The sequence below is a fragment of the Inquilinus sp. genome (assembly GCF_057815775.1).
On the sequence record NZ_JBYRFX010000301.1, the window covers coordinates 1 to 16,336 of the forward strand.

The window sequence follows — 16,336 nt, forward strand, 5'->3', positions numbered from 1 at the left end:
CCAACCGGATCGGCTGACCCGCCTCGACCGGCGCGAGGCCCGACCAGATCGTCGTCTCGGTCGGCCCGTACATGTTCCACAGCCGCACGCCGCGCCGCAGCAGCGCCGCCGCCAGATCCTCCGGCAGCGCCTCGCCGCCGCACAGCGCCGTCAGCCCGTGCCCGTCGGTCCAGCCGCCTTCCAGCAGCCCCCGCCAGCCCATCGGCGTGGCCTGCAGCACCGTAGCGCCGCTCGATTGCAGCAGCGCCGATAGCGACCGGCCATCCCGCACCGTCTCCCGCCGCGCCAGCTCCACCCGCGCGCCGGTCACCAGCGGCAGGTACAGCTCCAGCGCCGAGATGTCGAAGGAGATCGAGGTCACGCTCAGCCAGACATCGTCCGGCGTCAGCCCCGGCGCCTGCGCCATGCTGGCCAGGAACCGATCCAGCGCCCCATGGCTCACAGCCACGCCCTTCGGCTTGCCGGTCGAACCCGAGGTGTAGATCACATAGGCCAGCTGCAACGGATGCCGCACCGCCTGCGCCAGCGCCGTACCGTCAGTCTCGTCGAGGTCTTCCAGCACCAGGACGCGCTGGCCCGACAACAGGCCGGGCAGGCAGGCCGCGCTGGCCCGATCGGTCACGATGCCATGCAAGCCGGCATCGGCCACCATGTCCTGCAGCCGGGCTTCGGGATAGGACGGGTCGAGCGGCACATAGGCCCCGCCCGACTTCAGCACCCCGAGCAGCGAGGCCACCATCCCGGCCGAACGGTCCAGGCACAGCCCGACCCGCGCCTCCGCCCCGACGCCCAGCCGCTGCAGCGCCCGCCCGATCCGGTTCGACCAGGCATCGAGGTCGCCATAGCTCAGGCTCTCGCCCGCGCAGGTCACCGCGATCCGATCCGGCCCTGCCGCAGCCCGGTCCGCGACCCGCGCCGCCACCGACCGGAAGCCGTAAGAGGGCAGCGGCCGCGGCGCCGGCGTGGCCGGCTCGGTGCCGAGCTGGCCGAGGAGCAGATCATGCTCCGAGGCCAGCTGTTCCAGCACCTCGACATAATGGCGGCGCAGCAGATCCATGCTGGCCGAAGACACCCGGTCGCCGTCCCAGATCCAGTTCAGCCGCAGCTCATCGCGCGGCATGATCCCGAGCATCAGCGGATAATGGGTACGCTCGATGGTCTCGGCCCGGGTGGGGGCAAGGCCGCCTTCGGCTGCCTGGGCCGCATCGTCCACCGGATAGTTCTCGAACACCACCAGGCTGTCGAACAGGCTCTCGCCGGCCTGGCCTGCCCAGCGCTGGATCTCCGACAGCGGCGTGTGCTCGTACTGCCGCAGCTCGCTGTTCCGGTCCTGCAGCCGCCGCAGCCACGCCGACACCGGCTCGCCCGGGCTCAGCGTCACCCAGACCGGCAGGCTGTTGATGAACAGCCCCAGCATCCGGTCCGACCCCGCCAGCTCCGGCGGGCGTCCCGACACCGTCGCCCCGAACACGACCTGGGGCCGATTGTCGTAACGCCACAGCAGCACCGACCAAGCGCCCTGCATCAGCGTGTTCAGCGTCACAGCATGACGCTGCGCCGCAGACCGCAGCCGCTCGCTCAGCCCCTGCGGCAGCCGCTCGTACAGCCGGTGCGATCCCGTCTCACCCGCCGCCGGGCTCTCCAGGCTGCCCAGCAGACCCGCCGGCTCGTCCACCTCGGCCAGCTGGCTGCGCCACCACGCCTCGCCGTTGCCCTGCTGCACCAGCCAGGACACGTAGTCACGGTAGGACGGGCCCGACACCGACGGCACCGGCGCACCACGCCGCAGCGCCTCATAGGCCGCCCCGACCTCGCCCAGCAACTGCGACGTGCTCCAGCCATCCATCAGCGCGTGATGGCCGGTCCATACCAGGTCCGACCCGCCATCCGGGCGATCGAACACCGTCACCCGGATCAGCGGTGCCGCCGCCAGGTCGAAGCCTGCCGCCAGATCATCCGCCCGCCACGCCGACAGCCGGTCCTCGAAGGCATCCTCGCCCGACCAATCATGCCGCTCGAATGGCAGCTCGGCCGCGTGCCGCACCACCTGCAGCGCGTCGCCGCCATGGCGCCATTCGAAGCCGGTGCGCAGGATGTCGTGCCGCGACACCGCCGCCTGCCACGCGCCCCGCAGAGCCGTGACGTCCAGCGCCTGCGGCAGCGACAGGTGCAGTTGGTTGACATAGACGCCTTCGCCCGGCCGCATCAGGCTGTGGAACAGCATCCCCTGCTGCACCGCCGTCGCCGGGTAGAAGTCCTGGATCTCAGACACGTCGAGGTCGAGCGCCTGGAACTGCGCCTGGGTCAGGCCCGACAGCGGGAAGTCCGACGCCGTTGCCCCCGGTGCCTGTGCCAGGCAATGGGTGATCAGCGATCGGATCTCGGCATCGAACCGGCGCACGAGGTCTTCGATCTCAGCGGCCGACACCACGTCCGGGCTGTACTGCCAGCTCAGCGACAGGCTGTCTTCCGCCACCAGGCCGTTGATATCCAGCACATGGTCCAGCGCCGTCTCCGGCGACATCGACGCGCCACGGGCCTCCCGGGCGAAGCCGAACAGCCCATCCTCGGCCAGGCTGCCGTCGAACCGCCCGAGATAGTTGAAGCTCACCTCAGACTGCGGCAGCCCTTCGCGGGATGCTACCGGCAGCAGGCCCCAGTGCAGGCCGCGATGCGGCCCCGACCGCAGCCGCTCCTTCACACCGATCAGATGGGCGGCCGCGTCGGTCTCAGACTGCAGCCAGACGGGATAGCGGGTGGTGAACCAGCCCACCGTCTCCGACACATCCACATCCGGCACCACACCCTCGCGGCCATGGCCTTCCAGATCCACCAGCACGCCCGGCGCGCCGGACCAATCCGCCAGCACCCGGCTCAGCGCCGCCAGCAGCACGTCTTCCACACCCGTCCGGTAGGCCGCCGGCACCTCCTGCAGCAGCCGGCGCGTCTGCGACGCCTCCAGCCGCCAGGTCACCTCGCGGCTCGACCCCAGACGACGGTCGCCGCCGGATTTCACAGGCAGCCGGCCCGTCGCATTCGACACGGAGTTACGCCACCAAGCCGCCTCAGACTGAACTTCCGGGCTCGTGCCATAGGCCTGCAACGCCTGGGCCCAATGGCTCCACGGCGTCCGCGGCCCACCCGCCGGCTGGGCTTCGCCCGCAACGGCTCGTTCATAACCGCGCTGCAGATCCGACAGCAGCACCCGCCACGACACCCCATCCACCGCCAGATGATGGATCGCCAGCAGCAGCCGGCCTTCGCCCTGTTCCGGCAGGCGGGCGTAGCCCACCCGCAGCAGCGGACCTGAGCCCAGTTCCAGGCTCGTCTGTACCGACAGGCCGAACGCTTCCAGATCCGACGGCCAGGCCGACCCGGTCAGCGTCGTCACCTGCAGCAGGTCCGACGTCTCCGTCGGCACCACACGCTGCTGCCACGTACCATCCGTGCGCTCGAACCGCAGGCGCAGCGCATCGTGGCGACGCACCAGCCACGACAGCACGCCCGACAGCGCCGGCTCCGACAGCTCGCCCTTCACCCGCAGCAGCACCGACTGGTTCCAGTGCGACAGGCCTGCGGGGTAGCGCTCGAAGAACCAGGACTGGATCGGCGTCAGCGCCAAGGCGCGGTCGGTGATCTCCGCCTGCACCGCCTCGTCCGTCCCGACCGCCTCGGCCACCTGGGCCAAACGCTCCACCGTCGGGTGTTCGAACACCTGGCGCGGTGTCACCCGCAGCCCCTGCTCCCGCGCCCGGGCGATCACCCGCAGGCTCAGGATCGAGTCACCGCCGATGCGGAAGAAGTTGTCGGTGATGCCGACGGCCGGCAGCGACAGCACCTCGGCCCACACCGCGCACAGCACCCGCTCCGTCTCCGTCCGCGGCGCTTCCACCGCCGATGCCGTGATCTCCGGCTCCGGCAGCGCGTTGCGGTCCAGCTTGCCGTTCGGCGTCAGCGGCAGGCGCTCCAGCACCACGATCGCCGACGGGATCATGTGCTCCGGCAGGTCACGGCCTAGGGTCATCCGGATGGCGTCCGGGTCCGCGTCACCCGTGACATAGCCGATCAGCCGCTTGCTCTCGCCCGCGCCCTTCAGCGCGACCGCCGCTTCCTTCACGCCAAGGCAGCCCCGCAGACCCGCCTCGATCTCTCCGAGCTCGATCCGGTAGCCGCGCAACTTCACCTGATGGTCCAGGCGGCCGATGTACTCCCGCTCGCCCGAGGCCAGGCTGCGCGCAAGGTCGCCGCTGCGGTACAGCCGGCTGCCCGGCACACCATACGGGTTCGGTACGAAGCGTTCGGCCGTCAGCCCGGGACGGTTCAGATAGCCCCGCGCCAGGCCGGCACCGCCGACGCACAGCTCGCCCAGGGCGTTCGGCGGCGCCAGCTGCAGTGCCTGGTCCAGCACGTGCACCGGCAGGTCGGGCAGGCTTTCCCCGATCATGCTGCGCGCCTGCGGTCCCAGCACCTCTGCCGCTGCCAGACGCCGGTAGGTGGCATGCACCGTGGTCTCGGTGATGCCGTACATGTTTATCAGCGCCGGGGCCGCATCGCCCCGCTTGGCCACCCATGATGCCAGCGTCGAGGGCTCCAGCTTCTCACCGCCGAAGATCACCGCGCGCAGCGCCGTCAATGGTTGGTCCGAGGCCACATCGAGGTGCATCAGCGGCTGGAACGCCGATGGCGTCTGGTTCAGCACCGTGACGCCTTCAATGCGCAGCAAGTCGTGGAACGCCTGGACGTCGCGGGCTGTCCAGTGCGGCACCACAACAAGCCGCCCGCCATAGGCCAGGGCGCCGAAGATCTCCCACACCGAGAAATCGAAAGCGTAGGAGTGGAAAAGGCTCCACACGTCAGATGGCCCGAAGCCGAACCAACCGTCGGTCGAGTCCAGCAGCCGCGCCACATTGTCGTGGCTGATGCCGACGCCCTTGGGCCGACCTGTCGAGCCGGAGGTGTAGATCACATAGGCCAGCTGCAGCGGGTGCGGCACCGCATCCGCAAAAGGCTCTGCCGCCTCGGCCAAGTCTTCCAGCACCACCAGGCGCTGGCCGTCGAGCAGGCCGGACAGCCTCGCGGCACTGGCCCGATCCGCCACGATGCAGTGCAGCCCGGCATCGGCGATGGTATCGCGCAGACGCGCCTCGGGATAGGCCGGATCCAGCGGCACATAGGCCCCGCCGGCCCGCAGGATGCCCAGCAGCGACGCCACCAGGCCGGTCGAACGCTCCATGCACAGGCCGACGCGGACATCCGCCCCGACGCCCAGCCGCCGCAGCGCCCAGGCCATCCGGCCCGACAGGCTCTCCACATCACCATAGCTCAGGCGCTGGTCCTCATGGACCACCGCCACGGCCGCTGGGTCGCGCCGGCACTGCTCCAGCACCCGCCCGGTCACCGACCGGAACGCATAAGACTCAACCGTCGGCAGGGCCGTGCCTTGGCCCAGCGACAACGCGCCGATCCCGTGATCGTCCTGCGACGACAGCTGTTGCAGGATCTCCAGGTACTGGCCGCTCAGCCGTTCCACCGCCGACCCGTCGAAGATGTCGGTGGCGTAGACCAGCGTCAGCCTGACGGCCTCTCCCACGATCCGGGCCTGCACGGACAGATCGTACTGGGCCGCGAGGCCAGCCCCCTCCAGCCGGGTGATCGCCAGGTCCGGCAGGGCGGCGAGCGTGTCCTCGTCCTGCTGCTGCAGGTTGAACATAACCTGGAAGAACGGCGTCTGCGTCAGGTCGCGTTCCGGCTGCAGTTCGTCGACGATCCGCACGAACGGGACGTCGCCATTCGCCTGCGCCCGCAGCACCTCCTCCTGCACCCGCGCCAGCAGGGCGCGGGCGGAGTCCGCCTGGTGCAGATCGATGCCGGCCACCAGCGTGTTGATGAAGCAGCCGATCAGCCCTTCGGTTTCCATCCGGCTGCGGCCGGAGACGGGAATGCCGATGCGGACGGTGCTGCTGTAGGCATAGCGGCCGAGCAGCACGGCGAAGCCCGCGAGCAGGACGACGAAGGGCGTGGTGCCGTGCAACTGCGCCGCCACGCGGATGGATTCGGCCAAGGCCGGCGGCAGGGTCACGCCGATGCGGCCGCCCTCGCCGCGCCGCAGGCCGTTGCGCACCCGGTCCGCCGGCAGGGCCAGCGGCGTGTCGGCATCGGCCAGGCGGATGCGCCAGTAGTCCAGCTGGGCGGCGAAAACGTCGTCTTCCGCCCGGCCGCGCTCCCAGGCCGCAACATCGGCGAATTGCAGCGGCAGCGCCGGCAAGTCGGCGGCGTCCAGGCCGAGGGCGGTGCGATACCCGGCGACGATCTCGCGCTCCAGGATCGGCATCGACCAGCCATCGGCGATGATGTGGTGCAGCGCCATGACCAGGATCGACGCCCGGTCGGACAGGCGGATCAGATGCACACGGAAGCACGGGCCGGCTTCGAGATCGAACGGCGCGGTCGACGCCGTGCGGACGAGATCGTCCAGCGCCGCCGGCTGCTGCGCCGGCTCAACATCGGCCAGGTCGGTTTCGGCCCAGCCGAAGCCGGCATCCTCGGCCGCGACCTGGAACGGCGTGCCGTCGATCTCCCGGATCCGCGTCCGCAGCACGTCGTGGCGCCCGTAGACGGCAGCGATCGCCCGGCGCAGGGCATCGGCATCCACCGTGCCGTCGAGGCGCAGCGTGCCGCTGAGGTTGTAGGCGGTGTCGGCAGAATCCATCCGCCACAGGAACCAGAGCCGCTCCTGCGTGTGCGACAGCGGCACCGGCGCGCCCGGCGCGCGCTGCGGAATCCGGTGCGAGGCCGCGGGCGCGGCGCGGTCGATCTCCGCCGCCAGATCCTGCAGCACCGGGCTGGCGAAGACGGTCCTGGGCGAGATCTCGCGCCCCGGCCGGTCGCGAATGCGCGACACCAGGCGCACGGTGGTCAGGGAGTGGGCGCCGAGACGGAAGAAATGGTCTTCGACGCCGATGCCGTCGACCCCGAGCAGCTCGGACCACAGGTCGCGCAGCCGCTGTTCCGTCGGCGTGCGCGGCGCGACCACCCGGCCGGCCGCGGCCGTCACCATTGGCTCCGGCAGGGCGTTGCGGTCCAGCTTGCCGTTCGGCGTCAGCAGCAGACGCTCCAGCACCACGATCGCCGACGGGATCATGTGCTCCGGCAGGTCCTTGCCGAGGGTCATCCGGATGGCGTCCGGGTCCGCGTCACCGGTGACGTAGCCGATCAGGCGCCTGCCCTCACCGCTACCCTTCAGCGCGACCGCCGCTTCCTTCACCCCGGCACAGCCCCGCAGGCCAGCCTCGATCTCGCCAAGCTCGATCCGGTAGCCGCGCAACTTCACCTGATGGTCCAGGCGGCCGATGTACTCCGGCTCGCCCGAGGCCAGGCTGCGCGCCAAGTCGCCGCTGCGATACAGCCGGCTGCCCGGCGCACCATACGGGTTCGGTACGAAGCGTTCGGCCGTCAGCCCGGGACGGTTCAGATAGCCCCGCGCCAGACCGGCACCGCCGACGCACAGCTCGCCCAGGGCGTTCGGCGGCGTCGGCTGCAGCGCCATATCAAGCACATGCACCGGCAGATCCGGCAGCGATTCACCAATTAGGCTGCGCGCGCCCTGCGGCAGGATCTCGGCCGTACCCAAGCGCCGGTACGTCGCATGCACCGTGGTTTCGGTGATGCCGTACATGTTGATCAGTGCCGGCGCCGCGTCCCCGCGCGCCGCGATCAGCGGCGCCAGCGTCGACGGCTCCAGCTTCTCGCCGCCGAAGATCACCGTCCGAAGCGCCGTCAGCGGCTGGTCCGAGGCGATGTCCAGATGCATCAGCGGCTGGAACGCCGATGGCGTCTGGTTCAGCACCGTGACGCCTTCGACACGCAGGAGATCGTGGAACGCCTGGGTGTCGCGGGCTGTCCAGTGTGGCACCACCACCAGCCGGCCGCCATAGGCCAGGGCCCCGAAGATCTCCCACACCGAGAAGTCAAAGGCGTAGGAGTGGAAGAGCGTCCACACATCCGGCGGCCCGAAGCCGAACCAACCGTCGGTCGAGTCCAGCAGCCGCGCCACGTTGTCGTGGCTGATGCCGACGCCCTTGGGCCGGCCCGTCGACCCCGAAGTGTAGATCACATAGGCCAACTGCAGCGGATGCGGCGCCGCATCCAGGAAGGGCTCTGCTTCCTCGGCCAGATCCTCCAGCACCACGAGGCGCTGCCCGTCGAGCAGGCTAGACAACCGCTCCGCGCTCGCCCGGTCGGCCACGATGCAATGCAGTCCGGCATCGGCGATCATGTCGCGCAGCCGCGCCTCGGGATAGGCCGGGTCCAGCGGCACATAGGCCCCGCCGGCGCGCAGGATGCCCAGCAGCGACGCCACCAGGCCGGTCGAACGCTCCATGCACAGGCCGATACGGACATCGGCCCCGACACCCAGCCGCTGCAGCGCCCAGGCCATCCGGCCCGAAAGATCCTCCAGGCCGCCATAGCTCAGGCGCTGGTCCTCATGGACCACAGCCGTCGCCGACGGGTCGCGTCCGCACTGCGCCAGCACACGCTCCGTCACCGATCGGAACGCATAGCGCTGCGGTGCCGGCAGCGCCGTGCCGTTCTCCAGCAGCGGCAGGCCGAGCGCCGGCCGCGCCGGGGTTTCCACCAGGCCGCGCAGCAGCCTGACATAGCTTTGCGACAGGCCTTCGATGGTGCCGGCATCGAACAGCTCGCCGGGATATTCGAACACCGCGCGCAGACTGTCGCCGACCTCATCGACCGTGAGCGACAGATCGAATTTCGCGGTCACGCTGTCTTGTTCGATCCAGCGCATGGTGAGGCCGGGCAGCTCCAGGGCCTGGCCCGGCGTGTTCTGCAGCGTGAAGAACGCCTGGACCACCGGATGATGCGCCAGATCGCGATCGGGCTGCAGCGCCGCCACCAGCGCCCCGAACGGGGTGTCCTGGTTGGCGAAGGCGCCGAGCGCGGTGTCCCGGACGCGGCGCAGCAGATCCTGCCCCGACGGGTTGTACGACAGGTCGCAGCGCAGGGCGATGGTGTTGACGAAGACGCCGACCAGATCTTCCAGCTCACGCTGGCTGCGGCCGGCGACCGGCGAGCCGACGACGATGTCCTGCTGGCCGCTGTAGCGGGCCAGCAGCAGCTGGTAGGCGGCGAGCAGCACCATGTACAGCGTCGCGCCTTCGGCCCCGGCCAGCGCGCGCAGCCGCGCCGTCAGCCCGGCCGGAACGGTGAAGCCGAAAGATGCCCCGTCGGCCAGTGCGCCCGCCCGCCGCGGCCGGTCGACCGGCAGCTCCAGGGCCGGCGGCAGGTTGGCCAGCTGGCCCCGCCAGTAATCGACCTGACGGGCCAGCGCCTCCTCATCCAGCCACTCCCCCTGCCAGGCAGCGTAATCGGCATATTGCAGCGGCAGGGCCGGAAGCTCCGGCGGCTGCCCGGTCAGAGCAGCGGCATAGAAGGCATGAAATTCCCGCACCAGGATGCCGGTCGACCAGCCGTCAGACACGATGTGGTGCAGCGTCAGAATGAGGATGTGGCGTTCCGCTGCCAGCCGCACCAGATCGGCCCGGACCAGCGGCCCGCGCGCCAGGTCGAAGGGCTGCCGGCCCGCGGCCTCGCGCAGTGCCTGAAGCGCCGCATCCTGCCCGGCCGGGTCGAGATCGGACAGGTCGGTGACGGTCCAGCCATAGCCGGCTTCGTCAGTCACTTCCTGGAACGGCAGGCCATCCTGTTCGCCGAAGCGGGTGCGAAGGATCTCGTGGCGCTCGACCAGTTGCTCCAGCGCCCGGCGCAGGGCATCGGTGTCGACCCGCCCCTCCAGCTCGATCGTGCCAGGCATGTTGTAGGCGGCGCTGTCGGGGTCGAGCTGCGACAAGAACCACAGCTGCTGCTGCATGCGCGACAGCGGGCGGCGGCCGCCTTCCATGCTCAACGGCACGATCGGCAGCCGCGAGGCTGGGATGCCGCGGTCCCGAAGAATGCGCCGGAACTGGCTGCGCTTCTCTGCCGGCAGCTTCGCATAGTCGCGCGACAGCCGCAGCAGATCGGAGGTCAGCTGGTAGTTCATGACGCAAGTTCCTCGAGAATATCTTGCAGGTCGGCAATGTCGTCCGCCGCCAGGCGCGCCGTCGCCTCGAGCTGGGCCGCCAGGGCTTCGAGCACCGGGTGGTCGAACAGCAGCCGCAGCGGCAGGTCGGGGCCGAAGCTCTGGCGCAGCCGCACCATCACCCGCATGGCGATCAGCGAATCCCCGCCGATGCGGAAGAAATCATCCGTGACGCCGACAGCCGGCAGGGCCAGGAGCTCCATCCACATCGCGCACAGCATGCGCTCGGTGTCGGTGCGCGGCGCTGCCACCGTGGTCGACGCCGTCGCCGGCTCCGGCAGCGCCGCGCGGTCCAGCTTGCCGTTCGGCGTCACCGGCAGCCGTTCCAGCACCATGATCGCCGACGGGATCATCGGGTCCGGCAGGCGCCGGGCCAGCGCCGCCCGCACCGCCTGCGGATCGACATCGCCGGTGACGTAGCCGACCAGGCGCGGCCCGGTGCCGGAGTCGCGGACCACCACGGCGGCGTCGGTGACCGCAGGCAGGGCGCGGATCTGCTCCGCCACCTCGCCCGGCTCCACCCGCCAGCCGCGGATCTTGACCTGGGCATCCAGCCGGCCGAGGAACACCAGTTCCCCGTCGGTCGAGCAGCGGCCGCGATCGCCGCTGCGATAGAGCCGGCTGCCCGGCTGGCCATAGGGATCCGGCACGAAGCGTTCCGCCGTCAGGCCGGGGCGGGCCAGATAGCCGCGCGCCACACCCTGCCCGCCGATCGTGATTTCGCCGGCGATTTCCGCCGCAACCGCATGGCCGTTCGGATCGAGGACATGGATCTGCGCATGCGGTAGCGCCCGGCCGAGCGGCACCGGGGACAGGCCGCCGAGACCCTGGCGGGTCACGACGCCCACCGTAGTCTCGGTCGGGCCGTAATGGTTCAGCACCGCGAGGTCGGGCCGCAACGACCGGATCTGTTCGGCCAGCGGCGCGCCGATCGCCTCGCCCCCCAGCACCAGGCAACGGCGCGGCAGGACGCAGGCGGCGTCGGGGATGTGCAGCAAGGCCCCGAGATGGCTCGGCACCAGCTTCAGCAGGTCGATCGCATGCTGGCGCAGATAGGCGCCCAGCCGGGCCCCGTCGAAAGCCTCGAGATCATCCAGCAGATGCAGCGTCCAGCCCTGCCACAAGGCACCGAACAGAGTGGTGTGGCCGAGATCGGCGGCCACGGTGGACAGCAGCGCCGCGCTGGCGATGCCGGACGGCATCTGCTCCAACACCGACGACACATAGGCCGCCAGAGACCCGTGGCTGACGACGACACCCTTCGGCCGGCCCGTCGACCCCGAGGTGTAGATGACATAGGCCGCCTGGTCGGGGAGCAGGACGACCGGGGCCGGCACGACTGTAGCCGCCGGGACTTCCTCCGGCACCAGCTGCGCGACGGTCGACGGGCACCAGTCGACCGGGCCCTCCGCGACCAGCCATCCTGCACCGCAATCCGCGAGTTGCCAGGCCAGCCGCTCCGCCGGCTGGCCCGGGTCGAGCGGGACATAGGCGGCGCCGGCGCGCCACGCCGCGAGCAGGCCAATCACGAACGGAATGCCGCGCGGCAGCAGCAGGGCCACCCGGGAGTCCGGCGTCACGCCCTGCGCCTGCAGGGTGGCGGCCAGGGCACCCGACCGGCGCCAGAGATCGGCCCAGGAGAGGGATTGCCCGCGCGACACCAGCGCCGGGCGGTCGATTACACCCATGCCGCGGGCGGCCAGGCGGACCGGCAGGAGCTCCGGCAGCGGCCGCGTCGCCTCGGCCAACGCCGCGGCGGGGGGACGGCCAATGAGGCCGACCGGCAGTTCCGGCGCCGCATCGGCGAGGTCGGCCAGCAGGTCGACATAGGTTTGGGCCAGCCGCCCGACGCCATCGGAGTCCAGCCGGGTCGGATCCCAGCTGAATTTCAGCTCGATCTGCGGGCGGTCGCGGCCGCCCGGCAGCACGATCAGGGTCAGGGGATAATGCGTCCGGCTGGCGGCCTGGAAGCCCTGCGCATCCAGCTGGCCGCCGCGCATGGCGGTCTCATCGATCGGGTAGTTCTCGAACACCACCAGGCTGTCGAACAGCGGCTGGCCCGGACGCCCGGCCCAATTCTGGATTTTCGCCAGCGGCGTGTGCTCACGCTGCCGCATCTCCGCCTGGCGGGCCTGCAATGCGGCGAGCCAGTCGCCGAAGGACCCGGCGGCGGGAATGTCGGTAACGAAGGGCAGGCTGTTGATGAACAGCCCCAGCATCTCCTGCACGCCGGGCAGGTCGGCCGGACGGCCGGCGACGGTGACGCCGAAGGCTGCGTGCCGGCTGTGGCCGTGCTGGCCGAGCAGGATGGCCCAGGCTGCCTGGACCAGGGTGTAGAGCGTCACCTGATGCCGCTGCGCCGCCTCGTTCAGCCGGCGTGACAAGGCTTCGTCCAGGCGGTGCCGGATCTCCCGCGGCGTGGCGTCGGGGGTGCTGCCCTGCGCCGGCGGCAGGATGGCCGTCAGCCCGACCGCCTCGTCCGCGTCCTGGAGGTGCCGGCGCCACCAGGCCTCGTCCTCCGGCTGGCGCGCCACCCAGGCGAGATAGTCGCGATAGGCCGGGGATCGCTGCGGCGCAATCGCATCGCCGGCGAGCAGCCGGCCGTAATCCTCGACCACCCCGGCCAGCAGCCGGGCCGTGCTCCAGCCATCCATCAAGGCGTGATGATGGGTCCAGACCATATCCGTCCCGCCATCGGGGCGGATGAACAGCGCCACCCGCATCAACGGCGCCGCCGCCGGGCCGAAATCGCGCGCCAGATCCGTGTCCCGCCACGCCGACAGGCGGCCTTCGTAATCGGCATCTCCCGACCAGTCGTGCCGCTCGAACGGCAACTCAGCCGCATGCCGCACCAGTTGCAGCGCCTGGCCGTCCGGGCTCCATTCGAAGCCGGTGCGCAGGATGTCGTGCCGCGACACCGCCGCCTGCCAGGCCCCGCGAAATGCTGCCGGCTGCACGGCCTGGGCAAAGGTCACGCGCAGCTGGTTGACATAGACCCCCTCGCCGGGCTGCAGCTCGCCGTGCAGGAACATACCCTGCTGCACCGCCGTCGCCGGGTAGAGATCCTGGATCTCCGATATGTCCAGGCCCAGGACCTGGAACTGCGCCTGGGTCAGACCCGACAGTGGGAAGTCCGACGCCGTCGCCCCCGATACCTGCGCGAGGCAATGGACGATCAGGGTGCGCAATTCACGATCGAACTGCGCCACCAGCGCCTCGACCTCGGCCCCCGACACCTCGTCCGGGCTGTAGCGCCAGCTCACTTCCAGTTCGTCCGAGAACAGCTTCGCGTTGATATCCAGCGCGTGGTCGAGCCTCGCCTCGGGCGACACGGACGATTCGCGCGCCCCCGAGGTGAAGTCGAACAGGCCATCTTCGGCGAGACTGCCGTCGAACCGGCCGAGATAGTTGAAACTCACCTCCGACCGCGGCAGGCCCTGGCGGGATGCTGCCGGCAGCAGGCCCCAATGCAGGCCGCGATGCGGCACCGATCGCAGCCGCTCCTTCACTCCGATCAGATGGGCGGCCGCGTCGGTCTCCGACTGCAGCCAGACGGGATAGCGGGTGGTGAACCAGCCCACCGTCTCCGACACATCCACATCCGGCACAACACCCTCGCGGCCATGCCCTTCCAGGTCCACCAGCACGCCTGGGGCTCCGGACCAGTCCGCCAGCACGCGGCTCAGGGCTGCCAGCAAGACATCCTCGACACCCGTCCGGTAGGCCGCAGGCACCTCCTGCAGCAGACGGCGTGTCTGCGACGCCTCCAGTCGCCATGTCACCTCCCGGCTCGATCCCAGCCGGCGGTCGCCGCCGGACTTCACCGGCAGCCGGCCCGTCGCATTCGACAGGGAGGCCCGCCACCAAGCGGCTTCCGACTGCACTTCGGGCGTGGCGCCATAAGCCTGCAGCGCCTGGGCCCAATGGCTCCACGGTGTCCGCGGCCCACCCGTCGGCTGGGCTTCGCCCGCCAGCGCACGCTCATAGCCTCGCTGCAGGTCCGACAGCAGCACCCGCCAGGACACCCCATCCACCGCCAGATGGTGGATCGCCAGCAGCAGCCGGCCTTCGCCCTGCTCCGGCAGGCGGGCATAGCCCACCCGCAGCAGCGGGCCCGCGCCCAGCTCCAGGCTCGTCTGCACCGACAGACCGAACGCCTCCAGGTCGACCTGCCAAGTCTCTCCGACCAGCGTCGTCACCTGAAGCAGCGAGGCGTCTTCCGACGACACCACGCGCTGGCTCCATGAACCATCCGTGCGCTCGAACCGCAGGCGCAGCGCATCGTGGCGACGCACCAGCCACGACAGCACGCCCGACAGCGCCGGTTCCGACAGCTCGCCCTTCACCCGCAGCAGCACCGACTGGTTCCAGTGCGACAGGCCTGCGGGGTAGCGCTCGAAGAACCAGGACTGGATCGGCGTCAGTGCCAATGCTCGGTCAGTGATCTCCGCCTGCACCGCCTCGTCGCTGCCGATTGCCTCGGCCACCTGGGCCAGGCGCTCCACCGTCGGGTGTTCGAACACCTGACGCGGCGTCACCCGGATCCCCTGCTCCCGCGCCCGCGCAATCACCCGCAGGCTCAGGATCGAGTCACCACCGATGCGGAAGAAGTTGTCGGTGATGCCGACGGCCGGCAGCGACAGAACCTCCGCCCACACCGCGCACAGCACCCGCTCCGTCTCCGTCCGCGGCGCCTCCACCGCAGACGCCGTGATCTCCGGCTCCGGCAGCGCGTTGCGGTCCAGCTTCCCGTTCGGCGTCAGCGGCAGACGCTCCAGCACCACGATCGCCGACGGGATCATGTGCTCCGGCAGGTCACGGCCTAGGGTCATCCGGATGGCGTCCGGGTCCACATCCCCCGTGACGTAGCCCACCAGACGCTTGCTCTCGCCCGCGCCCTTCAGCGCGACCGCCGCTTCCTTCACGCCAAGGCAGCTCCGCAGACCCGCCTCGATCTCTCCCAACTCGATCCGGTAACCACGCAGCTTCACCTGATGGTCCAGGCGACCCAGGAACAGCACTGTGCCATCCGCCCGCATCCGGCACAGATCGCCCGTTCGATACAGCCGGCTGCCCGGCGCGCCATGCGGATCCGGCACGAAGCGTTCCGCCGTCAGCCCGGGGCGGTTCAGATAGCCCCGCGCCACGCTGTCGCCACCGACGCACAGCTCGCCCAGGCCGCCCGCCGGCACCACCGCGCCGTCGCCGTCCAGCACCATGGCGCTGCGGCCGGGATACGGCCGGCCGATCGGCACGATCGTCTCCGACGCATCCGATGGGCTCGTCCGGTGGTACAGCGACGCCACCGTCGTCTCGGTCGGGCCGTACAGATTGTCCAGCCGCACATGCGCCAGATGGGTCCGCTGCCAGCGGCCCAGCGCATCGCCCGGCAGGCCTTCGCCGCCCACCGTCACCTGCCGCAGCTTCGGCAGCGATGCCGGCAGCGACCGCATCCATTGCTGCCAATACGCCGTCGGGATCCGGGCGAAGGTTACCCCCTCCCCCGCCAGCGCCGCGTTCATTCGGTCCAGCTCCCACGGCGCCGGACCGCGCATCACCACGCGACCGCCCCGGATCAGCGCCGGCAGGATCTCATGCAGCGCCACGTCGAAGTTGATGGTCGAGGAGTGCAGCACCGTGTCCGTGGCGCTGATACCGTAGGTGCCGAGGAAGTCTTCCAGATGCAGGTGCAGCGAGCCGTGGCTCACCGCCACACCCTTGGGCTTGCCGGTCGACCCCGAGGTGTAGATCACATAGGCCAGCTGCAGCGGCTGCGGCACCGCATCGGCGAAGGGCTCGGCTTCCGGCGCCAAATCCTCCAGCACCACCAGGCGCTGGTCGGCCAAGAGGTTGGACAGCCGTTCGGCGCTGCCGCGGTCGGCCACGATGCAGTGCAGCCCGGCATCGCCGATCATCTCGCGCAGCCGCGCTTCCGGGTGCGACGGGTCCAGCGGCACATAGGCCCCGCCCGACCGCAACACGCCCAAGAGCGACGCCACCATGCCGACCGAGCGCTCCACGCACAGCCCGACCCGGGCATCCGCACCGACGCCCAGGCGCTGCAGCGCCCAGGCCACCCGGCCGGACAGATCCGCCAGCCCGCCATAGCTCAGACGCTGGTCCTCGCAGACCACCGCCTCCGCCGCCGGCTTCATCAGGCATTGCTCCAGCACCCGCGCCGGCACCGGGCGGAAGTCGTAGGTCCGGGCCACCGGCACCACGCCGTTGCCGCTCAGATCC

2 protein-coding genes are annotated in these 16,336 nt (G+C 70.6%); both read right to left on the reverse strand.

Features of this window, described 5'->3' with window-relative positions; genetic code table 11:
* The coding region (locus tag AC3XYG_RS10730) for a non-ribosomal peptide synthetase (protein WP_489139818.1) at positions 1-10,057 on the reverse strand (10,057 nt) is incomplete at its 3' end.
* Positions 10,054-16,308 (reverse strand): non-ribosomal peptide synthetase, encoded by a 6,255-nt coding sequence (locus AC3XYG_RS10735; RefSeq protein WP_489139819.1) that lies wholly within the window; start codon positions 16,306-16,308, stop codon positions 10,054-10,056. The genes AC3XYG_RS10730 and AC3XYG_RS10735, both read right to left, overlap by 4 nt.
* Positions 16,309-16,336: the final 28 nt, after the last annotated feature.